Origin of the sequence: Blastococcus sp. CT_GayMR16 (assembly GCF_004570875.1) — a bacterium.
Taxonomy (GTDB): domain Bacteria; phylum Actinomycetota; class Actinomycetes; order Mycobacteriales; family Geodermatophilaceae; genus Blastococcus_B.
Genome location: NZ_SPQK01000001.1, coordinates 367,161 through 388,785 on the forward strand (window position 1 = coordinate 367,161; position 21,625 = coordinate 388,785).

Sequence of the window (21,625 nt, forward strand, 5' to 3'; positions counted from 1 at the left end):
CTTCTCGGAGGTGCCCAGTGAGCGGAACGGTCCGGCCGTCGGACTCCTGGGCCAGCGGTCTGAGCTACGAGTCCTACGTCGGTCGGTGGAGCCGGCTCGTCGCCGCCGAGTTCGTCGCCCGGCTCGCCGTCGTCCCCGGCGCCCGGTGGCTCGACGTCGGCTCCGGCACCGGAGCCCTCACCGAGACGGTGCTCGTCTGCTGCGCGCCGGCCGAGGTGGTGGGCGTCGAGCCCTCCGCTCCCTTCCGCGAGTACGCGGCCGCGCACGTGCCCGATCCGCGCGCCTCCTTCCGGGCGGGTGACGCGCGGGCCCTGCCGGTGGACGACGACACGTTCGACGTCGTCGTCTCGGGGCTGGTCCTCAACTTCGTCCCGGACCGGTCGGCGGCTCTGGCCGAGATGCGCCGCGCCGCGCGGTCCGGCGGAACGGTCTCCGCCTATGTCTGGGACTACCCGGGCGAGATGCAGCTGATGACGCACTTCTGGGCCGCAGCGGTCGCCCTGGACCCGGCCGCGCTGTCGCTCGACGAGGCCGCCCGGTTCGACTTCTGCCGCCCCGACCCGCTCCGGAGACTGTTCACCGAGGCGGGGCTGCTCGACGTGGACGTCGAGGAGATCGTCGTCCCGACCGACTTCCCGAGCTTCGACGCGTACTGGACCCCCTTCCTGGGCGGCACGGGGACCGCGCCCACCTACGCGATGTCGCTGGCCGAGGACGAGCGCGCCGCCCTCCGGGACGCGCTCCGGGCGCGCCTGCCCACCGCCGACGACGGCTCGATCCACCTCACCGCCCGCGCCTGGGCGGTCCGCGGGACGGCGGGCTGAGGTTTCCCGCCGCACCGCACCGGTACTTCCCCGGCATGGCATCGACGGTCGTCTTCGACCTGGACAAGGTCCTGCTCGGCGGCGACGCGTCCACGCTGTTCCTCCATGGGCGGCTCCGGCAGGCCCCGGGCCGACTGCTCCTCCTGCTGCTCGCGGCCCCGCTGCTGGTGCCCGGCGCGATGCTGCCGCAGCTCCGGCCGCTGGCCGCCCGGGTCATGACCCGGATCGCCGTCGGCGGCCGGCGGGAGTCCGACGTCGAGGCGGTCGCCTCGGCGTTCGGTGAGGCCCTGACCCGCAAGCCCGAGGCTGCGGTCGCCGACGCGATCGCCTGCGTCCGCGAACACCAGCGCACCGGCGACGTGGTCGTCGTCGCCACCGGCTGCGAGGAGACCCTGGCGCGGGGGTTCCTGGCCGCCATCGGCCTCGGGGACCTCGACGTGGTCGGCTCCACGGGAGCGCTGTGGCCGCCGCGGGTACGGCGGGCGATGGGCGAGGTGAAGGTGGCCCTGCTGACCGAGCGCGGCTATCCCCCGCCGTGGCCGGCCGCCTACAGCGACAGCCCGTCGGATCTCCCCCTGTTCGCCGGCACGCCCCGGCCGGTGCTGGTGAACGCCGATGAGAAGGCCGCGCGGCAGGTCGAGCGCACCCTGGGCCGCCGTCCGGAGACGCGCACCTGGCGCTGAGTCCGGGCCCGCGGAACCCCTAGCCTGAGGGGATGTCAGAGTCGGCCGCCGCTGCGGGTCCCGTCGATCTCGCCGCCCTCGCCGGCGAACTGCTCGGCACGGCGGCCTCCGCGCAGGCGCGACGTGCGGCGCACACCCTGGCGCACCCGGTCGACGGTCTCCGCCAGACGGTGATCGCGCTGCTCGCAGGCGCCGAGCTCGGCGAGCACGAGAGCCCCGGACCGGCCAGCCTGCAGGTGCTGCGCGGCCGGGTCCGGCTGGTCTGGACGGACGCGGCCATGGCCCTCGGCACCGGCGAGATCGCGCCCGTCCCGATGCAGCGGCACTCGCTGCACGCCGACGAGGACAGCGTCCTGCTGCTCAGCGTCGCCGTCGAGGTCTGAGCCGCCTGGCTAGCCTCGGCCCGTGGGTCTCTTCGGGAAGTTCAGCTACAGCGGCGGCCGATGGAGCACCGCCGGCCCCACGGCCGTGCCGTTCCTCCTGATCGACGTGCACGACAGCGACGTCGCCACGGTGGACTACCGCGCCGCCGACGCGACGGGTGGACGCTTCTTCCTCGGCTACGAGCAGCGCATCTACTTCGACGAACCCGACGCGACCGATCCGGTCGACGTCCGCGCCGAGTCGGAGGGCTTCGCCCAGTGGCTGCTGCAGGCCGAGGGTCGGCAGGTCGATCCGGCCGCGGTGCAGGAACTGATGGCCTCACCGGACGGCGCCCCGCCCGAGGACGAGGTCGTCGAGGAGACCGTCGACCGACTGGTCGCACTCGCCGGCCTGCCCCCGCTCACCTGGCCCACGGACGACGACGCGCCACCGGGCTGAGTGGCCGGACGCCGCCCGGGTAGGGCCTTCCCGTGCGAGCGATCTCCTACCGCCGATCCGGCGGGCCCGACGTCCTGGAACTCGTCGACCGGCCCGACCCGGACCCCGGTCCGGGCGAGGTGCGCGTCCGCGTCGCGTTCTCCGGGGTGAACCCGACCGACTGGAAGTCGCGGAGCAACGCCGAGCCGGGTCCGGACGGGCAGATCCCGAACCAGGACGGCGCGGGCACGATCGACGCGGTCGGCCAGGGCGTGGACCCGGTGCTCGTCGGCGAGCGCGTCTGGATCTGGGAGGCCGCCTACCAGCGCCCCTTCGGGACAGCCGCCGAGTACACCGTCGTCCCGGCGCGGCAGACGGTCCTCCTCGGCGCCGAACCGTCCTTCGAACTGGGGGCCGCGCTCGGCATCCCGTTCCTCACCGCGCACCGCTGCCTGACGGTCGCCGAGTCGCTCCCCGACCGGATCGGTCCGGGCTCCCTCTCCGGGCACACGGTCCTGGTGCAGGGCGGCGCGGGGGCGGTCGGCAACGCGGCGATCCAGCTCGCCCGCTGGGCCGACGCGACGGTCGTTGCCACCGTCAGCAGTCCCGACAAGGCCCAGCTGGCGGCCGCGGCCGGGGCCGACCACGTCGTCGACTACCGGCAGCAGGACGTCGTCGCCGAGGTCCGCCGGATCGCGCCGAAGGGGGTCGACGCGATCGTGGAGGTGTCGGCCGCGGTGAACTCCGGCATCGACGCGCAGGTGATCGCGATGCACGGCGCCGTCGCGATGTACGCCGACGACGGCGGCGCCGAGGTGACGATCCCGGTGCGCCTGCAGATGCGACCCAATGCCCGCTGGCAGTTCGTGCTGGTCTACACCGAGCCGGCGCGGGCCAAGGCCCTCGCCGTCGAGGACGTCAACGCCGCCGTGCTCGACGGTGCGGTCCGCGTCGGCCGGGAGTCGGGCCTGCCGCTGCACGTGTTCCCGCTCGCGCAGACGGCCGCCGCACACCAGGCGGTGCAGGACGGCGCCGTCGGCAAGGTGCTCGTCGACGTCACCGCCTGATCGGGCCGGCGGCGTCCGACGGGGTCATCGCGGGCATGACCTCCGACAGCGGCGCCATCCGCGCGGCGACCGCGGCGTGCAGCCCGTTCCGCCACTCCTCGCCGAGCTCCGTCCGGCGCCCGTCACCGTGCAGGTGCGGCAGTCCGCGAGCGGCCTGCATCCCGAAGACCGCGCGGCTCAGCTTGTTGCCCACCCCGCGGCGCCGGTGGTCGGGGGTCACGTAGATCTGGTGGACCAGCCCGGTGCCCGGCCACCAGCGCAGGGCCCCCACCTGACTCCCCCCGTCCACGCCCTCGCGGCGGGCCCGGGCGGCGTCGAGCAGCGTGCCGTCGGGAAAGCGCGGATCGGAGAAGGCCACGACGGTCGACGCCGCCGGGCGGGCGGCCGGTTCCGGCAGCTCCACGTACCAGAGCAACGGCGCTCCGGGCAGGGCGACCTCCACGCGGTGCACGCGCGAGCCGTCGACGTCGGCCTGCACCGCGATCCGCCAGTCCCTCGGACGACGGCCGCCCGGCAACTGCACCACCGTGTGTGCGGGGAACTCCGCGGACAGGACGGCCACGAGCGTGTGCCGGGCCGGGGTGCCCGGCTCCCCCGGTGCAGGGAGCCGGGCCCACCACGGGTCCAGCAGGAGGTCAGGCGCGGCGACGGGCATGACGCCGGACGAGCCCGATGCCGACGAGGATCGCGGTCAGGAACACTCCGCCCAGGGCCATCGCCAGGCCCCTGTCGGGAAGGTTGCTGCTGACCGTGGTCAGCGCGGGCGCCGCGGGACCACCCGCCAGCGGCGCCGTCGTGGGCTCCGTGGCGCCGGACCGGTCGAAGCTGGCCGTCGCCGACGGGGCAGCCGGCGCGAGGGGCTCGGGCGTGATCGGTTCGACCGGCGCGGCCGCCCGCCCGGGCCGCCCCGGAGCCGGCGACCCGATGCCGGCCGGCGCCGCGACGGGTGCGGGAACCGGCACGGTCGGGGTGGTGCCGACGGGGGTGACCGGTGCCGGGCCGCCGATGGGCGTGAGCAGCCGCGGAGCCAGGGACGCGGGCAGCGTGCCGGTCGACGGCGCGATCTCGATGCCCGACGTCTCGGCGTCGGCCTGGTAGCCGTCCACCGTGCTGACAGGTGCCAGGACATAGCTGGTGTCGGGCGCGAACCATCCGGAGAACGTCAGGCTGCCGTCGGCGGCACTGGTCGCCCGGATCTCCTGCCGGGCCGGGGCGGTCGCGGAGGCCGCGGCGTCCCCGGAGGCCGCGTAGGCGAAGCCCGGGCCGGTGAGCGCGTAGCCGGCGCCTGCGATCGGTGCTCCGGTGACCGCGTCCTCGACGATCGTCACGACCGGGGTCCGGAAGGTCGGGTCGTTGACGACCGTCTCGAACGAGTCGCCGCCGCAGGTCCCGAAGAAGCCGTCGAGAAAGCTGCAGACGTGCACCGAGCCCGTGCCGGTGGCGCCCGCCAGCCCCACGGCGTGCGCGGTCTGCGTCACCGAGTAGGTGCTCGGCGGCACGTCCCCGCCGGTGTCGTTACTCGTGACGGAGCAGGAGCCGGTCGGGCCGGTCGTGCAGTCGAACGTCTGGCCGTTGCCGGTCAGCGTGAACACCGCGCCCGACAGGTCCAGCCCGGCCGGGGCGGCTCCGGTGGTCGCGTCGTAGTCGACCTGGAAGCCGACGGTCTTCCCGCGGCCGAAGAACCCCTCGATGGACGACGCGGCTCGTGCCACGTCGGGCGCCGGCACGTCGGGGTTCAGCACCGGCGCCGAGTCGGGAACGCCGTCGAGGTCGGCCTCCGGGGCGGGTGGGGCCAGGTCCGCCTCGTCGTCCGCGACCGCGACGGAACCGCCCGACGCGGTCAGGGCGAGCAGTCCGACGCCGACCAACGGGCCGCGGACGAGCGCGCGCCTGCGGGGCACAGGAGTGGGGCGAGGAGGGGCGAGCATCACGGGGCTCCAGCGGTCTCCCGCCGACCGTCGTCGAGAGCCGGAGCGGACTGTGGCCGACCGCTGGTCCGCCGTCCCTTCCCGTCGGCGAACGCGCCGGGACGATCGGGAGCCGTTATCCCAGGACCACCGCGCGACGCGCGAGCCCCATCTGCGCATCCGACCCCTACCTGACCAGCGCATTTCCGATTCTGAGACGATCCGTTGGGCGTCCCGCTCCCATGCGCGCACAAGCGGGGACGCCCGACGGCGAAAACCCTGTCGGGTTCGCCCGAGCCGGCGAACCGTGCCCGCGACGGCCCGGAGGTGACGAACCGGTGGGGAAGCAGCACACCCTGGAGGGTCGGCAGGTCGGCGACCGCACGCTGCGCCCGCTGGCTGTGTCCGCCCTCGTCGTGGCGCTGGTCCTGCCACTGATCGGGCTGCTCTCCCTGGCGCGGATCGACTACGACCAGTGGCACTGGACGAACGCGCCCCTCCACTTCGTCCTGTTCCTCACCGTCGGTGCGACCGCCGCCAGCCTGTCGCTGGTGACCGGGGAGGCGGCCCGGCGTCGCGGTGACGCACGGGTGCTGCTGCTCTCGCTGGGCTTCCTGTCGACCAGCGGCTTCATGGCCCTGCACGCCATCGGCACCGCCGGCGTCCTCGTGCGGGCGTCCCTGCCGGGCCTCACGATCGCCATCTCGGCGGGCCTCCTGCTGGCCGCGGTGTTCGCGCTGCTGGCCGCCCTGGTCGACGTCGGCCCGAGCGTGGGACCCCTCGTCATCCGGGCCCGACGCTGGCTGTACGCGTGTTGGTCATCAGCGTCGGCACCTGCTTCGTCCTCCTGGCCGAGGCCCTCGTGGGCGTCGCCTTCGCCGGGGAGATGAAGTGGCACTCCGCCTGGTGGGAGTGGCACGCACTGATCGTGGCGGCCTACCTGATCGTCTTCGCCGCCGCCGCGAATGGCGCGACGAGCGGTTCCGCGAGCTCTACCTCCCCACCACGCGCGAACACCGCGAAGAGGTCTCGGTGCTCATCGGTGACCTGGCCGGCTTCACGACCTTCACCGAGGCGAACGACCCCTCCGAGGTGGCAGCGATGCTGCGGGCCTACTACGAGGTCGCGGCGCCCTGCATCAGCCGACGCTTCGGGGGTGAGGTGAAGAAGTTCATGGGCGACGGCATCTTCGCCACCTTCAACCGGCGCGGCGACCAGCCCGACCACGCGGAACGGGCGGTGCGCGCCGCAGCGGCTCTGCAGGCGGAGGTCCACCGAGACGGGCGGCGCGGGCTACGTCGCCTATCCGGCGGTCGGCGACCCGGTCAACGTCGCGGACCGTCTGCAGGCGGCCGCACCGGTCGGCAGGGTGCTGATCGGCGCTGAGATCCGCCGCCGGCTGCCGGCGGGCGCCGCAGTGGAACCGGTGCCGGGTCTCGTCGTCAAGGGCAAGGACACCCCGGTCGACGCCTACCTGCTGACCGCCACGGACGCGCTGGCGGACCGCCGTCTCAGCCGACCCCGAGGTCGCGGGCGATGAGCATCCGCTGGACCTCGCTGGTGCCCTCGCCGATCTCCAGGATCTTCGCGTCGCGGTAGAAGCGGCCAACGGGGAACTCGTTCATGAACCCGTAGCCGCCGTGCACCTGGGTGGCGTAGCGGGCGTTCTCCATCGCCATCTCCGAGCTGTACAGCTTGGCGATCGACGCCTCCCGCTTGAACGGCTCGCCGCGCAGCATCTTCTCCGCCGCCCGGTAGTAGGCCAGTCGGGCCGTGGAGGCCCGCACCTCCATGTCGGCGATCATGAACGCGATCGCCTGGTTGCGGCCGATCGGCTGCCCGAACGCCTCCCGCTCCGCCGCGTACTTGATCGACTCGTCCACGCAGCCCTGCGCCAGCCCGACCGACAGCGCCGAGATCGCGATCCGGCCCTCGTCGAGGATCGACAGGAACTGCGCGTAGCCGCGGCCGCGCTCCCCGACCAGGTTCTCCTCGGGCACCCGCACGTCGGTGAACGACAGCTCGCGGGTGTCCGAGGCGTTCCAGCCGACCTTCGAGTACCGCTGGCCGACGGCGAATCCCGGCGTCCCCGACGGGACGATGATCGCCGAGATCTCCTTGTGGCCGTCCGGGCGCGTACCGGTGACGGCGGTGACGGTGACCAGCTGCGTCAGGTCGGTGCCCGCGTTGGTGATGAACGCCTTCGACCCGTTGATGACCCAGTGCCCGTCCTCGAGCTTCGCGGTCGTCTTCGTGGCGCCGGCGTCGGAACCGCCCCCGGGCTCGGTCAGCCCGAACGCGCCCAGTGCCTCCCCGGAGCACAGCCGCGGCAGCCACTCCTGCTTCTGCTCCTCGGTGCCGAACCGGAAGATCGGCATCGCGCCGAGTGAGACCCCGGCCTCGACGGTGATCGCCATCGAGCTGTCGACCCGGGCCAGCTCCTCGAGGACGACGCAGAGGTCGAAGTAGGTGCCGCCCCCGCCGCCGTACTCCTCCGGGAACGGCAGGCCGAACAGCCCGAGCTCACCCATCTGCCGGACGATCTCGGTCGGGAACTCGTCCCGCTCGTAGAACTCCCCGATCTGCGGGGCGATGACCTCCTGCGCGAATTCGCGGACGGTCGTGCGCAGTGCCTCGGTCTCGACGTCGAGCCGGTAGTCCAACATCAGTTCTCCTGCTGCTCAGGAGCGGCTGCCGCTGGGTTCACCGGGATCTCCGGGGTCACCACGGCCACCCGCTCGTCCAGCGCGACCGTCTGGCCCGCCGTCACGCCGAGCTCGGTGACCGTCCCCGCGACGGGGGCGGTCAGCACGTGCTCCATCTTCATCGCCTCGACGACGAGCAGCGGGGTCCCCGCCGTCACCTCGTCGCCGACGGCTACCTGCACGACGGTCACCGTTCCCGGCATGGGGGAGGTGACGGCGCCGCCGGTCGTCGATCCCTCGGCGTGCGCGGACAGCCGCTCGTGCTCGCGCAGCGCCACCACGCGGCCGTCGGCGGCCAGCCACACCGTGCCGCCCTCGTGCACCACCGCGTAGGACATCGTGAGCCCGTCCAGGGTCACCGTCAGCCGGCCGGCGTCGCGGAAGGCCCGCGCGGTCACCGGCTCGCCGTCCCCCACCCGGACCACTGCAGCGCTCGACCGGCCACGCAGCCGGACCTCCACCGGATCCCCGCCGGAGGCCTGCAGCCGCCGCACGGTCCAGGCCGGCTCGCCCAGCCGCCAGCCGTCGGGCACGTCCCAGCGGTCGACGACGGGGCCGGCGGGCTCGGACTCGATGAGCAGCGCCAGCGCCGCGGCGGCGTACACGTGCGCCGGCGGGGGCTCGGGCGCGGTCAGGGCGTCCCCGCGGCGCTCGATCAGGCCGGTGTCCAGGTTCCCCTCGACGACGTCGGGATCGTTCAGCAGCGCCCGGAGGAACGCCGCGTTGGTCGTCACCCCCAGGACGGCGGTGTGCCCGAGGGCTCCCACGAGTCGGGCGCGGGCGGTCTCGCGGGTGGGCGCCCAGGCGATGATCTTGGCCAGCATCGGGTCGTAGTCGCTGCCGACGACGGTGCCCACGGCGAGCGAGCTGTCCACCCGGATGCCCGACCCGGTCGGCTCGACCAGCCCGAGCACGGTGCCCGCTTGCGGGAGGAACCCGCGGGAGGGGTCCTCGGCATAGAGCCGCGCCTCGATCGCGTGCCCGTCGAGGGAGATGTCGCTCTGGTCCAGCGGCAGCCGCTCCCCCGCCGCGATCCGGACCTGCTGCTCCACGAGGTCCAGCCCGGTGATCAGCTCGGTGACCGGGTGCTCGACCTGCAGGCGGGTGTTCATCTCGAGGAAGAAGAAGTCGCGCGGGCGATCGGCGTCGACGATGAACTCGACCGTGCCCGCCCCCGTGTAGCCCACCGCCGTGGCGGCGTCGACGGCCGCCCGGCCCATCGAGGCGCGCGAGGCGGTGTCCAGCAGCGGCGACGGCGCCTCCTCGATGACCTTCTGGTGGCGGCGCTGCAGGCTGCACTCGCGCTCGCCGAGGTGGATGACGTTGCCGAACGAGTCGCCGAGGACCTGGACCTCGATGTGCCGGGAGTTGCCGACGTACCGCTCGACCAGCAGCGTGTCGTCGCCGAAGGAGCCGGTGGCCTCGCGGCGGGCCCCGGCGATCGCGTCCGGCAGCTCGTCCTTGGAACGCACGACCCGCATGCCCTTGCCGCCGCCGCCCGCGCTGGGCTTGAGCAGCACGGGAAAGCCGACGGCGACGGCGGCGTCGGTGACCTGGGCATCGGTCATCCCCGGCTCGTTGCGACCGGGCACGACGGGCACGCCGGCGGCCATGACCCTCTGCTTGGCGCGGATCTTGTCGGCCATCGCCTCGATCGCGGCGATCGGCGGGCCGATGAAGACGACCCCGGCCTCCTCGCAAGCCCGGGCGAACTCGACGTTCTCGGAGAGGAAGCCGTAGCCGGGGTGGATCGCCTGAGCACCCGTGCGCGCGGCCGCCTCGAGCACCCGCTCGATGGACAGGTAGCTCTGCGCCGCCGGGGCCGGCCCGATGGGGACGGCGACGTCGGCCAGCCGGGTGTGCAGCGCTCCGGCGTCCGCGTCGCTGTGGACCGCGACCGAGCGGATGCCCATCTCGCGGAGCGTGCGGATGACCCGGACGGCGATCTCGCCCCGGTTGGCGACCAGAACGGTCTCGAACATGTCGCTCACATCCGGAAGACGCCGTAGCCGACGTCCTCCAACGGCGCGTTGGCGCAGGCGGAGAGCGCGAGCCCCAGGACGGTGCGGGTCTGGGCGGGGTCGATGACGCCGTCGTCCCACAGGCGGGCGGTGGCGTAGTACGGGTGGCCCTGCAGCTCGTACTGGTCGCGGATCGGCGCCTTGAACGCCTCTTCCTCCTCCGCCGGCCACTCCTCCCCGCGGGCCTCCGCCCCGTCGCGACGGACCTGGGCGAGCACGCTCGCCGCCTGCTCCCCGCCCATCACCGAGATGCGGGCGTTCGGCCAGGTGAAGAGGAACCGCGGCGAGTACGCCCGGCCGCACATCGAGTAGTTGCCGGCCCCGAACGAGCCGCCGATGACCACGGTGAGCTTCGGTACCCGCGCGCAGGCCACGGCAGTGACCATCTTCGCGCCGTGCTTGGCGATACCCCCGGCCTCGTAGTCACGCCCGACCATGAAGCCGGTGATGTTCTGCAGGAACAGCAGCGGGATCTTGCGGCGGTCGCAGAGCTCGATGAAGTGCGCGCCCTTGAGCGCCGACTCGCTGAACAGCACGCCGTTGTTGGCGATGATCCCGACGGGGTGGCCGTGCAGCGTGGCGAAGCCGGTGACCAGGGTGTGCCCGTAGAGCGGCTTGAACTCGGCGAACCGGCTGCCGTCGACCAGCCGGGCGATGACGTCGCGGACGTCGTAGGGCGTGCGCGGGTCCGGGGGCACGACCTCGTACACGGACTCGGGCGGGTAGAGCGGCTCCTCCACCGGGTCGACGTCCCAGGGCCGGGCCTCGCGCGGGCCCAGCGTGCCGACGATCTGGCGGACGATCTGCAGCGCGTGCGCGTCGTCGTCGGCCAGGTGGTCGGTGACCCCGCTGACCCGGCTGTGCAGGTCTCCCCCACCGAGTTCCTCGGCGGTGACGACCTCGCCGGTCGCGGCCTTCACCAGCGGGGGGCCGCCCAGGAAGATCGTGCCCTGGTCCCGCACGATGACCGCCTCGTCGCTCATCGCGGGCACGTACGCGCCACCGGCGGTGCAGGAGCCGAGGACGGCGGCGATCTGGGCGATGCCGGCCTTCGAGAGGTTCGCCTGGTTGAAGAAGATCCGGCCGAAGTGGTCGCGGTCGGGGAAGACCTCGTCCTGCATCGGCAGGAAGGCGCCGCCCGAGTCGACCAGGTAGATGCACGGCAGGCGGTTCTGCAGCGCGACCTCCTGGGCGCGCAGGTGCTTCTTCACCGTCATCGGGTAGTAGGTGCCGCCCTTGACCGTGGCGTCGTTGGCGACGACGACGCACTCGCGACCGGCGACCCGCCCGATTCCGGTGATGATCCCGGCCGCGGGCGCCTCGCCGTCGTAGAGGCCGTGCGCGGCCAGGGGCGAGAGCTCGAGGAAGGGGCTGCCCGGGTCGAGCAGCGCGTCCACCCGCTCGCGGGGCAGCAGCTTGCCGCGGTCGACGTGCCGCTGACGGGCGCGCTCACCACCACCGAGGGCCACGCGGTGCAGCTGGGCGGCGAGGTCGGCAGCCAGCTCGGCGTGCGCGGCAGCATTGCGGGCGGCGCCGTCGGCGTCGACCGCCGCGGCTCGGGGCAGCACCGGAGCGTCCACGGGCAGAGGTTAACGCCCGTTCACTCCAATGGTCCACTGCACACCCCAGAGTAGTTAACGCGCGTTCACTTCGTCGCTACGATGCCGAACGTGACCTCCATCCGCGACGCGGCGCTGCACGCCGACGCCGATCGCCCGTCGCGCCGGGAGCAGATCCTCCGGGCCGCCGCGCAGTTGTTCGCCGAGCGGGGCTCACGGGCGGTCGGGATGGACGACGTCGGTGCGGCCGTGGGCGTCACCGGCCCCGCGATCTACCGGCACTTCGCGGGCAAGGACGCGATGCTCACCGAGATGCTGGTGAAGATCAGCGAGTTCCTGCTGGCCGGCGGCAGCGACCGGGTAGCCGACGCGGGCGCCGACCCCGCCGCCCAGCTGCGCGCGCTGATCGCCTTCCACGTGGACTTCGCCCTCGACAACCCGGCGCTGATCACTGTGCAGGACCGCGACCTCGGTTCGCTCCCGGACGCCGAGGCAGCGAAGGTGCGCCGGTTGCAGCGCCGCTACGTGGAGGTGTGGGTGACCGTGCTGGCGCGGCTGCACCCCGCCGCCGACGCCGCCACGTGCCGGGCCCGCGCACACGCCGTCTTCGGGCTGATCAACTCCACCCCGCACAGCGCCGGGCGGCTGCACCGCGCCGCGATGGCCGCCCTGCTGGCCGACATGGCCTGGGCCGCGGCGACCGGCTAACCAGCAGGAAAGGACGGGACCGCCAGCGCCAGGCCGTCGTCGGCCACCTTGTCGACGTCCTCGGAGCTGCCTTCGGCGTCCTCGTCCACCCAGGCGGCCTCCACGATCGTGACCGTGGAACCCGAGACGGCGCTCGCGTACTCCGCGTCGGACAGCTCCGCGGGGCTGCCGGTGTAGCGGACCCCCTCGCGGAGCAGGTCGCTGACGTTCCCGCTGCCGTTGGCGTCGGTCAGCGACCGGAGCGCGCGGGCAGCGGCGGCGTCGGCCAGCCGGACCCGGCTCACCGAGACTACGACGGCCTCACCGGCGACCTGACCGGAGTACAGCGCCCGGGACAGGCCGGTGCAGTCGTTGTCGGCGAAGAAGTCGGCGGTGTCGCCGTAGGCGTGTCCCAGACAGGTCTCGTCGGTCTTGGCGGCCTCCACGGTGTAGGAGACGCCACCGGCGTCCTGGACGGTGCCGACCTCGAGCCCGGCCGTCGAGGGCTCCGCCGACGCGGACCCGGCGGCCGTGCCCCCGCCGCCGTCGTCCCCCGCACCGTCCTTCAGGAACAGCCAGGCGACGACGCCGATCACCGCGACCGCCAGGACGCCCGCCATCACCATCAGCAGCGCGCGCTTCCCGGAGCCGCCGTCGGACTCGTCGTCCTCGACGTCGCCGGCCTGGGAATCCTCGGTCCAGTACGAGAAGCGCCCGGCGTCCTGCTGAGCGGGCGGGGGGCTCGCCGGCGGCTGGGCCGCGGGCGGCGGGGTTGCCGGGAAGACCGAGGTCCGCGGCGCCGCGGTCGTCCGCGGCGTCACAGTCCTCATGGACGGCTCGGCCGGGGCCACCGGCGGCTGGGCCGGCTCGGCGTTGGCGAACAGCCCACCGATGCCGTTGTCGTCGGGCGGTGCCTGCGGTCCGTCCACCGCCACGGTGTCGCGGTGCGCCTGCACCGGGGCAGCCTGCGGCGCGGCGGCCGCGGCATGGGCAGCAGCGGCGGAGGCCGCCACGGCCTGTGCGATCGCCGCGGAGCTGGGCTGCTCGCGGGCGGGGGGTGCATCGGGGGCCGGGGCGGCGGTCGGAGCGGCGGTCGGGGGCGGCGCCACCGGTCCGGCCGCCGACGGGGAGGCGGCCATCGCCGCGGGCGTGAGCAGCTCCGGACGGCGCAGCACGTACGGCGAGTACGGGAACCCCTCGCCGTTGAGCTCCTCCACCGACGGCCCGCGCCCCTGCAGTCCGAGCGCCTCCAGCGCGGCGCGCACGTCCGCCGTCGTCCAGAGCCGGGGGTTGTCGACGCCGGTGTAGCGGCTGGCCCGGGCGATCCCGAGCAGCAGCGAACGGGGCTCGAGCAGGGCCACCTGGTCACCCTCGCCGAGATCGCCGTCGCTCGGCAGCAGACCGGTCACCTCACCGGCGAGCACGGTGAGCCGGGCGATCCGCCCGGGCTCCAGGCCCGCGCGGCGCAGCTTCTGGGCGGTGTCCATGCCGGCGCGCATCAGGCCGTCCAGCGGGCTGGACCCGCCACCGGAGAGTTGGAGCACCGCGCCGGGATCTCCCTCGGGGCCGATCGTCCACGGCCCCTCGGGCTTCGCCGTCACGACGCCGGACTGGCGGACGACCTCGACGATCCGGACGACGGCGACGCCTTCGGGGACGAAGAGGATCGCGTCGGAGAGCCGGCGCTCCATGGGGCCGTCCACCAGCGGGATGGAGGCCACGACGGCCGCCCGCACCGACGCGCCCGTGTCCCAGCGGGTGAGCTCGTGAAAGAGCGCACGCTCCCCCGCCGTCTGCAGCGGCACCGGGGTCAGGGCCAGCACGTCGTATGTCCTCCGGCAGATCGTCGGGTTCTCGGGCGTCAGGCCGCCTGGCGCCGCGGGACGCGCGCTCCCCGGGGCGGGCGTACCGGCGACGGCACCTGCCTCGACGCTACGTCATCGAGCGGTCCGGCCCACGTGTCCGCGCCGGTGCGCCGTGGATCAGGCGGTCGTGCTGCCCACCGGTTCGGGCTCGTCGGCGGTCGTCCACCGGGCCAGCCAGGAGCTGCGGACTAGGAGGTCGACTGCGGCCCAGAGCAGGGCGAACCCCGCCGCGACCGGCAACACCGACCACCAGTTCCACGGCGGCAGCAGGTCGAGGGCGTCCTGCCCGACGGCGGCGCCGTAGACGGCGCCGGCGACGAGGAGTCCCGCGGCCCAGCCCGGCACCCGGTAGGTGACCGCGAGGTCGACCAGCACAGCCCCCACCAGCAGCACGAACGGCAGCACCGACGGCGGGAAGCCCATCCCGACCAGGAGCAGCCACATGACCGCGCGGTAGGCGAGGTACACGCCGGCGATGGTGGTCGCCGTCCATCGCAGCCCCACGGCCTTGCGGGCCACGACCAGCGACAGCAGCCCCGCGCAGATCAGCCAGGCGGGGTGCACCCAGGACGGCACCGGGAGCATGAACATCGTCGGGGTCTGCCCCTGGGAGGCGGCGAAGTCCAGCAGCTGCGGCTCGGCGGTCGTGTGCCCGTCGAGGTAGTCGCGCAGCGAGAGGACGCCGTACTCCTGGTGCTGGTTCGGGAAGAGCACGTTCTCGACGAAGAACAGCCAGAGGCCCAGCGACACCAGATTGCGGACGCGGCCCGGCGCGGCGTAGAGCCACCACCCGCGGATCGCCCCGGCCAGCATGATCGCCGTCCCCAGGTAGAGCAGCCCGTGGCTGGGGCTCCAGCTGGTGATGTCCAGGCCGTTGATCCGGTGGTTGAGGATGTCGATCGGGACGGCGAGCAGGAACATCGCTATGCCCCACTGCATCAGGCGCAGCGCCCGCCGGTCGACGCCGTAGCCGCTGTAGCTGTGGAAGACCACGAGACCGACCACCACGGCGGTTCCGGCGGAGTTGAGCAGGTGCGGCGGGGCGAGGTCGTCGCGCAGCCAGCGAAAGTGCCAGGAGACGTCCCAGGACGAGCCGAGCATCTTGAGCAGGAAGGCGCCGAGCCAGGCGGTGTAGATCCACCGCAGCTCGGTCTCGGTGGTGGCGCGGCCCGGGCGCCCGGGCGTCATGTAGGCCAGCCAGAGCCAGCGCACCGAGGCGAGGGGATGGGCGAGCGCGGCGCCCAGCGAGCCGGGCGCCGGCGGTGCCGCCGCGCGGGGACGGGCGGGTGCAGCAAGAGGGGGCACGGGAACTTCCTCGACTCGGTGGTGGCACCGACCCTAGCCGCGCACGGTCCCGATTCCGACCCTCCGAATGGCACTGTTGCAGGCGTTGCGGTAGTGGCGGACAGGCGCGGCACGCCGGACGGACGGTGCGTACTGTCGGACCACGTGGCAGAGAGTGCGGGACACCTGGTCTGGATCGACTGCGAGATGACCGGGCTGGACATCGTCAAGGACAAGCTCATCGAGGTGGCGGTGCTCGTCACCGATTCCGAGCTGAACGTCCTCGACCCGGGACTGGACCTCATCATCTCGGCGGACGACGCCGACCTCGACGACATGAACGAGGTCGTGCGCGAGATGCACGCCAAGTCGGGCCTCACCGACGAGGTGCGCGCCTCCACGCTCACGATCGCCGAGGCCGAGCAGCAGCTGCTCGCCTACATCAAGCGCTGGGTGCCCGAGCGCCGGACGGCGCCGCTCTGCGGCAACTCCATCGGCACCGACCGCGGCTTCCTGGCCCGCGACATGCCCGAGCTCGACGACCACCTGCACTACCGCATGGTCGACGTCTCCTCGGTCAAGGAGCTGGCCCGCCGCTGGTTCCCCCGGGTGTACTTCGCGCAGCCCGCGAAGGGGCTCGCGCACCGCGCCCTGGCCGACATCATCGAGTCCGTGCGCGAGCTGGCGTACTACCGCCGCACCCTGTTCGTGCCGGCCCCCGGCCCCAACAGCGGGCGGGCGAAGACGGCGGCCGACGAGGTCGTCGGCTCCTTCGCCGCCCTGCTGGCCGCGGGCGACGCCAACCCCGCCCAGGACGCCGCCGGCACGGCCTGACAGCCACCGCTCCCTGTCGCGCGCCGGAAGGCTGATCGCCTCCGGTATCGTTACGCCGGTTCCCCACCGACGCTCGCGTCCGGCTGGGACATGGTGGGTGTAGCTCAGTTGGTAGAGCACCAGGTTGTGATCCTGGGTGTCGCGGGTTCGAGCCCCGTCACTCACCCCATGCGCGAAGGGCCCCGGTCACCAGACCGGGGCCCTTCTGCGTCGTTGGCGCCGATCAGCCGATGGGCAGGGGATCGACCGGCACCCCCGGGTCGATCGGCGGAATCGCGGCGCAGGGCGCCAGTCCGAGGACGATGCCGTCCACGATGCAGTACTTCGCCAGGTCGACCTCCGTCAGCCCGCGGAGCAGCGGGGGCAGACCGTCGAACAGGGACCCCAATCCCTCGACGCCAGTCAGCGGACTCCCCGTGGCCGGGTCGGGAACCCCGGACCCGCCGCCGGTGCCGTTGCCGCCTGCAGGAGCCGCGGGACCGACCGGTCCAGGACCCGCGGGACCCGCCGGCGGGGCGGCCGGCGCCTCCGGGGAGACGGGCTGCGCGTCGTAGTGCTGCGGGTCGGGCACCGGCGGGCCGGGGTCCACGCCCGGGATCGCCGCCGGCGGCTCGGCCTGCGCCTGCTCCACGATCGAGGGGAAGTCCCCCAGGTACTGCGGGCCCTCGTCGCTCACGGTGTTGATCACGACGTAGGTGGCGGCAGCCGCGACTGCCACTCCGAAGAGAGCTCGTGCCGGCGTCATGGTGTCCCCTGGATTGTCGCGCGCGGGCCGTCCCCGTGGACGGCCCGCTACCCGTTCAACGAGCGACGGTGGCACAGGTCACGGTCAGGCGCAGCCGGAACTCACGCCCGTCGTCAGACGCCGTCGACGATCCGCTGCAGGTCAGCGGCCATCCGGGTGGCCTCGCGGGACGCCCCGACGATGGCCTCCTGCGCCTGGGCGGTGGACGCGCTCTGCTCCTCGACCGCAGCGGCGATCGTCGTCTGCGCCTCGACCACGCCCTCGATGACCTCCTGGACGCTGCCCAGGGCAGCGCCGGCGGCCTCGACGTCGCCACGGACGGCGTCGACGACCCGGCGGATCCGTTCGGTGGCCTTGGCCGTCTCCCCCGCGAGGTCCTTGACCTCCCCCGCGACGACGGCGAACCCCTTGCCGGCCTCACCGGCTCGGGCGGACTCGATAGTCGCGTTGAGGGCCAGCAGGTTGGTCTGGTCGGCGATCGAGGAGATGCTGCCGGCGATGTGGTCGATCTCGGCCATGGTGGCGGCAAGACGTTCGACCGTCTCGGCGCTCTCCCGGGAGCCGGCGCTGGCCTGCGCGGCCGTCGTCGTCGCGTGGCTGGCGGCCGCGGCGATCTCGCCGATCGCCTCGCGCAGGCCCGACATGACCGCGGTCGCCGTCCCGACGTTCTCGTCCAGGCGCTGCCCGGACTCCAGGAGTTCGGCGATCTGGTGCTCGAGCAGGGCGGTCCGCTCCTCGCGGCCGGCCAGCGTCGCCGCGGCCTCCTCGGCCGCGCGGGCCCGCTCGGCGGCGAGCTCGGCCTGGGCCGCGACCTGGGCGACGGCCTGCTGCTCGGCCCGGAGCTGCTCGGCGCGGCGCCCGCGGTCGGCCTCCTCGGTGAACTTCCACCCGTAGGCCAGGAATGTCGCCTCGGCGAGCAGGAAGACGGCGTGCAGGAGCGCGAACAGGATGGGGTTGTGCTGGGCCTGGTGGGTGGAGAAGACCGACTCGGGCATCCACAGGCTCATCGCGGCGTGGTGCACGGCGACGAAGCCGACGGCGAGGAGGAACGGCGTCCACATCTGGTAGAGCGCCACCAGGGCGAGTAGGGCGTAGAACCAGATGTGCATGTCGGTGAGGCCGCCGCTGACGTGCACGAGGACGTCCGCGCCGATCATCAGCCCGAGACTGACCACGCTGGCCCGTGCCACCTGGCTGCCGAGCACCTGACCGAGGACCAGCAGCGCGACGATCGCCGCCAACTGGCCCCACAGCAGGAACCCGCTCACGTCCCGGACCATCCCGATCACGGCGAGCACCGGCGGATGGACGGCCAGGACGGCGGAGATGATCCGGTGCCGCGAGACGAAGCTCGCTTCCTCCAGGCGCGCCCCGCGCGGCACATGGGCCCAGAAGCCGGTGGGCCGGGACGTCGTCGTGCCGGTGTCAGTGGTGGTCACTCTGCTTCCTTCGGCCGGATGTCCGACCAGTTGAGTGCAACCCTGGAGCCACTCCAGTCTCGGAAGACCGCTAGGAGACGGGGTCACCGGCGAGTGCCGCGGGCGCCGACGACAATTCGAACTCCTCGATCCGGAGGCGGCGCATCCGGCGGCGGAAGGTGAGCGTGGAGGCGGGCCAGTTCTGGGTGTTGCGGCCGCGCTCAGTGAGGTACCAGCTGTGGCACCCCGTCGCGAACACCGTGCCCCGGAGCCGCCGCTGCACCCAGGCGTCGAACGCGGCGGCGACGTCGGCGCGCACGTCCATCCAGCCGATCCGCCGGTCCCGCAGCACCCGGACCGCCTGCACCACCCAGCCGACCTGCGCCTCGAGCATCACCAGGATCGAGTTGTGCCCCAGGTTGGTGTTCGGGCCGTAGAGCACGAACAGGTTCGGGAAGCCGGGGACGACGGTGCCGAGGTGGGCGCTCGCACCGTCCTTCCACTGCTGGTGCAGGTCGCGGCCGCCCCGGCCGGTGATCGTCATCGGGGCCAGGAACTCGGTCGCGGCGAAGCCGGTGCCGAGGACGATCGCGTCGACCTCGCGCTCGGTGCCGTCGACGGTCACGATGGAATGCGGGCGGACCTCGGCGATCCGCTCCTCCACCACGTCGACCTGCGGCAGCTGCAGCGCCGGGTACCAGTCGTTGGACATCAGGATCCGCTTGCAGCCCATCGGGTCGGTGGGCGTGAGCTTCTGCCGGAGGGCCGGATCCCGGACCTCTCGAGCCAGGTGCCTACGGAAGCGGGCGCGGTGCGCGAACAGCAGCCGGGGCTCGGTGTTGAAGCCGAGCGAACGCAGCTCGTTGGTCAGGTAGTTGCCCTCACGGCTGAGCCGCAGCAGGCCAGGAACCCAGCGGAAAGCGCGCAGGGCGCGGGCCCGGTAGGCGCGATCGGGCTTGCCGAGGACGTACGGGGCCGAGCGCTGGAAGACGGCGAGGTGGGCGGTGTGCGGGGCGATGGCCGGCACGAACTGGATCGCACTGGCGCCCGTGCCCAGCACGGCAACCCGCTCGTCCCGGAAGTCGTGCCCGTGGTCCCAGTGCGCGGAGTGGAACAGCGCCCCCTGGAAGGACTCCAGGCCGGGGACGTCGGGCGTGCTGGGCCGGCTCAGCTGCCCCGTCGCGCTGATCAGGACGTCGGCCTCGTGCTCGGCTCCCCCGGCCAGGGTCAGCCGCCAGCGCCCGGTGGCCTCGTCGAAGGCGGCGGCGAGCACCTCGGTGTCGAACCGGACGTGCGGCCGGACGTCGAAGTCGCGGGCGACGTCGCGCAGGTACTGGTGGATCTCCGCCTGCGGGGCGAACCGCCGGGACCAGTCGGCCTTGGGCGCGAAGGACAGCGAGTACAGGTGCGAGGGGACGTCGCAGGCGGCGCCGGGATAGGTGTTCTCCCGCCAGACTCCCCCGACGTCGCTGCTCTTCTCGAACAGCACGAGGTCCTCGATGCCGGCCTGCTTGAGCCGCACAGCTGCCGCCAGGCCGCCGAACCCGGTGCCGATGATCGCGACGCTGGTCACCGCGGCACCCTACGGTCGGCATCGGCCCCGCGCCGTACCCGCACGTCACGCGGGGGGTCCGGTGCCCTGACCGCCGGAGATCGAGGAGCGTCGTGAGCAGCTGGGACACCGACGAGCGCAACGCCCTGCGGGCGTCGGCCCGGCGATTCACCGAGGCGGAGGTCGTGCCGAACCTCGCCGCGTGGGAGGAGGGCGGAGCGCTCCCGCGGGAACTCCACCGGGCGGCCGCCGCGGCGCACCTGCTGGGCGTCGGCTTCCCGGAATGGGCGGGCGGGAGCGGGGGCTCCCCCGTGGACGCGCTGGTAATCGCCGAGGAGATCATCCAGTCGGGCGGCTCCAGCGGGCTGGTCGCGGGACTGTTCACCCACGGCATCGGGCTGCCGCATCTGGTCGAGGCGGGCGACCCGGCGCTGATCGACAAGGTGGCCCGCCCGGTGCTGGCCGGCGAGAAGATCGTGTCGTTGGCCATCACCGAGCCCGACGCCGGCTCCGACGTGGCGCACCTGCGTACCCGTGCGGTGCGGGACGGCGGCGAGTTCGTCGTGTCGGGAGGAAAGCTCTACATCACGTCGGCTACCCGCGCCGACTTCTTCACCGTCGCCGTCCGCACCGGTGGCGAGGGGGCCGGCGGCATCTCGCTGCTCGTGCTGGAGCGGGAGATGCGGGGGGTGCATGTCTCGGCCCCGCTCAAGAAGATGGGCTGGCTGTGCTCGGACACCGCCGAACTGCGCTTCGACGAGGTCCGCGTGCCGGTCGGGAATCTGATCGGCGAGGAGAACGGCGGCTTCTACTCGATCATGCGCCAGTTCGCGGCCGAGCGGCTGAGTCTCGCCGTTCAGGCGTACGCGACGGCCCAGCGCTGCCTCGACCTGACTCTTTCCTGGATCAGGCAGCGCGAGACCTTCGGGCGGCCGCTGGCCAGCCGGCAGGTCATCCAGCACCGCGTGGCAGAGATGGCCCGCCAGACCGACGTGGCGCGCACGTACACGCGGGCGGTGGTCGACGACTGGCAGGCCGGGGAGAACGTCTTCGCCCGGGTGGCCATGGCCAAGAACACGGCGGTCGCCGCATGCGACTACGTCGTCGACAACGCGGTGCAGCTGCACGGCGGCCTGGGCTACATGCGGGAGTCCGAGGTGGAGCGGCACTACCGCGACAGCCGGATCCTCGGCATCGGCGGCGGTACGAACGAGATCATGACCGAGATCGTGGCCAGGCTGCTCATCACCTGAGAAGGCGGCCTTTCGGCGCTGAAAGTCCGTCCCGTCGGGCTGTTCGGCAACGGGTGAGACCGGTGTGGCGGGTGCGCCGAACACGCGTCCGGCGGTACTGGCGCCGGGCGCGCAAGGCTCGGACCCTGTCGAACATGACCACCGTCTACTCGTACGGCACTGCCCACGCGGTCGTGATGGTCGGCTCCTACGGGGCGGAGGGGCTCAAGCCCCGACAGATCGGCCCCGCGCACGCAACGATCGGGCGGGTCAACGGCCAGAGCCGCAAGGCGCTCTGCGGCGCCTACGTGACGATCGACGAGCAGTTGCCCTGGCCGCCCGAGGGATACGAGACCCAGCAGCTCTGCGAGAACTGCGCCACCCTCGCCGCTCTCTGACCCCCACTCCCACCGAGGCGCGCCACCCGCGTGCGTTCGGGCG

Annotated in this window: 22 protein-coding genes and 1 tRNA gene; 13 read left to right on the plus strand and 10 right to left on the minus strand. The window is 73.3% G+C overall.

Features of this window, described 5'->3' with window-relative positions:
- Positions 1 to 17 precede the first annotated feature (17 nt).
- From E4P38_RS01825 to E4P38_RS01845, 5 genes are read left to right on the plus strand one after another with little or no spacing between them, the layout of a single operon-like run.
- On the plus strand, positions 18 to 824 hold the full coding sequence (locus E4P38_RS01825) for a methyltransferase domain-containing protein (RefSeq protein ID WP_135129990.1): 807 nt from the start codon (positions 18 to 20) through the stop codon (positions 822 to 824).
- A gap of 35 nt (positions 825 to 859) precedes the next feature.
- On the plus strand, positions 860 to 1,507 hold the full coding sequence (locus E4P38_RS01830) for an HAD family hydrolase (protein ID WP_135129991.1): 648 nt from the start codon (positions 860 to 862) through the stop codon (positions 1,505 to 1,507).
- Positions 1,508 to 1,539: 32 nt separating this feature from the next.
- A complete protein-coding gene (locus E4P38_RS01835) occupies positions 1,540 to 1,890 on the plus strand; it encodes a cupin (protein ID WP_135129992.1) in 351 nt (116 codons plus the stop codon).
- 22 nt (positions 1,891 to 1,912) lie between these two features.
- Positions 1,913 to 2,329 (plus strand): hypothetical protein, encoded by a 417-nt coding sequence (locus E4P38_RS01840; protein ID WP_135129993.1) that lies wholly within the window; start codon positions 1,913 to 1,915, stop codon positions 2,327 to 2,329.
- 32 nt (positions 2,330 to 2,361) lie between these two features.
- On the plus strand, positions 2,362 to 3,375 hold the full coding sequence (locus tag E4P38_RS01845) for an NADPH:quinone reductase (protein ID WP_135129994.1): 1,014 nt from the start codon (positions 2,362 to 2,364) through the stop codon (positions 3,373 to 3,375).
- On the opposite strand, the gene E4P38_RS01850 is transcribed toward E4P38_RS01845, so the two are convergent.
- Together E4P38_RS01850 and E4P38_RS01855 are read right to left on the minus strand one after the other, a co-directional pair.
- Positions 3,365 to 4,030 (minus strand): GNAT family N-acetyltransferase, encoded by a 666-nt coding sequence (locus E4P38_RS01850; RefSeq protein ID WP_135129995.1) that lies wholly within the window; start codon positions 4,028 to 4,030, stop codon positions 3,365 to 3,367. The two genes, E4P38_RS01845 and E4P38_RS01850, sit on opposite strands and share 11 nt — an antisense overlap.
- Positions 4,011 to 5,276 (minus strand): hypothetical protein, encoded by a 1,266-nt coding sequence (locus E4P38_RS01855; protein WP_135129996.1) that lies wholly within the window; start codon positions 5,274 to 5,276, stop codon positions 4,011 to 4,013. Before E4P38_RS01855 ends, E4P38_RS01850 begins: the two co-directional genes overlap by 20 nt.
- Before the next feature lie 344 nt (positions 5,277 to 5,620).
- Between E4P38_RS01855 and E4P38_RS22695 the strand changes: the two genes are divergently transcribed.
- From E4P38_RS22695 to E4P38_RS22705, 3 genes are read left to right on the plus strand one after another with little or no spacing between them, the layout of a single operon-like run.
- Entirely contained in the window at positions 5,621 to 6,172 is a 552-nt protein-coding gene (locus E4P38_RS22695) for a hypothetical protein (RefSeq protein WP_167760398.1), read from the plus strand.
- Position 6,173: 1 nt separating this feature from the next.
- The gene (locus E4P38_RS22700) at positions 6,174 to 6,668 is read left to right on the plus strand and encodes an adenylate/guanylate cyclase domain-containing protein (protein WP_167760399.1); all 495 of its coding nucleotides are present in this window, start codon (positions 6,174 to 6,176) and stop codon (positions 6,666 to 6,668) included.
- A complete protein-coding gene (locus E4P38_RS22705) occupies positions 6,652 to 6,822 on the plus strand; it encodes a hypothetical protein (protein WP_167760400.1) in 171 nt (56 codons plus the stop codon). Before E4P38_RS22700 ends, E4P38_RS22705 begins: the two co-directional genes overlap by 17 nt.
- Here E4P38_RS22705 and E4P38_RS01865 read toward each other — a convergent pair.
- From E4P38_RS01865 to E4P38_RS01875, 3 genes are read right to left on the minus strand one after another with little or no spacing between them, the layout of a single operon-like run.
- Positions 6,794 to 7,948, minus strand: a complete 1,155-nt coding sequence (locus E4P38_RS01865) for an acyl-CoA dehydrogenase family protein (protein WP_135129998.1) — start codon at positions 7,946 to 7,948, stop codon at positions 6,794 to 6,796. The genes E4P38_RS22705 and E4P38_RS01865 overlap by 29 nt on opposite strands.
- A complete protein-coding gene (locus E4P38_RS01870; RefSeq protein WP_209308877.1) occupies positions 7,948 to 9,969 on the minus strand; it encodes an acetyl/propionyl/methylcrotonyl-CoA carboxylase subunit alpha in 2,022 nt (673 codons plus the stop codon). Before E4P38_RS01870 ends, E4P38_RS01865 begins: the two co-directional genes overlap by 1 nt.
- 5 nt (positions 9,970 to 9,974) lie before the next feature.
- A complete protein-coding gene (locus E4P38_RS01875) occupies positions 9,975 to 11,588 on the minus strand; it encodes a carboxyl transferase domain-containing protein (RefSeq protein WP_135130000.1) in 1,614 nt (537 codons plus the stop codon).
- A 90-nt stretch (positions 11,589 to 11,678) separates the two neighbouring features.
- On the opposite strand from E4P38_RS01875, the gene E4P38_RS01880 reads away from it, so the two are divergent.
- Positions 11,679 to 12,275: a TetR/AcrR family transcriptional regulator gene (locus tag E4P38_RS01880; RefSeq protein ID WP_245160728.1), complete on the plus strand. Its 597-nt coding sequence runs from the start codon at positions 11,679 to 11,681 to the stop codon at positions 12,273 to 12,275.
- Here E4P38_RS01880 and E4P38_RS01885 read toward each other — a convergent pair.
- Both E4P38_RS01885 and E4P38_RS01890 read right to left on the minus strand, forming a co-directional pair.
- Entirely contained in the window at positions 12,272 to 14,077 is a 1,806-nt protein-coding gene (locus E4P38_RS01885; protein WP_135130002.1) for a hypothetical protein, read from the minus strand. The two genes, E4P38_RS01880 and E4P38_RS01885, sit on opposite strands and share 4 nt — an antisense overlap.
- Positions 14,078 to 14,236: 159 nt before the next feature.
- Positions 14,237 to 15,424: a hypothetical protein gene (locus E4P38_RS01890; RefSeq protein WP_135130003.1), complete on the minus strand. Its 1,188-nt coding sequence runs from the start codon at positions 15,422 to 15,424 to the stop codon at positions 14,237 to 14,239.
- Positions 15,425 to 15,568: 144 nt separating this feature from the next.
- Between E4P38_RS01890 and orn the strand changes: the two genes are divergently transcribed.
- Together orn and E4P38_RS01900 are read left to right on the plus strand one after the other, a co-directional pair.
- On the plus strand, positions 15,569 to 16,237 hold the full coding sequence (gene orn, locus E4P38_RS01895; RefSeq protein ID WP_245160729.1) for an oligoribonuclease: 669 nt from the start codon (positions 15,569 to 15,571) through the stop codon (positions 16,235 to 16,237).
- 93 nt (positions 16,238 to 16,330) lie between these two features.
- Positions 16,331 to 16,406: transfer RNA gene (locus tag E4P38_RS01900), tRNA-His, on the plus strand.
- A gap of 54 nt (positions 16,407 to 16,460) precedes the next feature.
- Here E4P38_RS01900 and E4P38_RS23110 read toward each other — a convergent pair.
- The 3 genes from E4P38_RS23110 to E4P38_RS01915 form a co-directional block, all read right to left on the minus strand.
- Positions 16,461 to 16,982 carry a hypothetical protein gene (locus E4P38_RS23110; protein WP_209308878.1) on the minus strand — a complete coding sequence of 174 codons (522 nt, stop codon included), beginning with the start codon at positions 16,980 to 16,982 and terminating at the stop codon, positions 16,461 to 16,463.
- A gap of 113 nt (positions 16,983 to 17,095) precedes the next feature.
- Positions 17,096 to 18,421, minus strand: coding sequence for a methyl-accepting chemotaxis protein (locus E4P38_RS23115; protein ID WP_245160730.1), 1,326 nt, complete (start codon positions 18,419 to 18,421; stop codon positions 17,096 to 17,098).
- A gap of 70 nt (positions 18,422 to 18,491) precedes the next feature.
- A complete protein-coding gene (locus tag E4P38_RS01915) occupies positions 18,492 to 19,973 on the minus strand; it encodes an NAD(P)/FAD-dependent oxidoreductase (protein WP_135130004.1) in 1,482 nt (493 codons plus the stop codon).
- A gap of 92 nt (positions 19,974 to 20,065) precedes the next feature.
- Here E4P38_RS01915 and E4P38_RS01920 point away from each other — a divergent pair, with 92 nt between their 5' ends.
- Both E4P38_RS01920 and E4P38_RS01925 read left to right on the plus strand, forming a co-directional pair.
- Complete coding sequence (locus E4P38_RS01920) at positions 20,066 to 21,205, plus strand: acyl-CoA dehydrogenase family protein (protein WP_135130005.1); 1,140 nt, start codon at positions 20,066 to 20,068, stop codon at positions 21,203 to 21,205.
- A 134-nt stretch (positions 21,206 to 21,339) separates the two neighbouring features.
- Complete coding sequence (locus E4P38_RS01925) at positions 21,340 to 21,582, plus strand: hypothetical protein (protein WP_135130006.1); 243 nt, start codon at positions 21,340 to 21,342, stop codon at positions 21,580 to 21,582.
- Positions 21,583 to 21,625 lie beyond the last annotated feature (43 nt).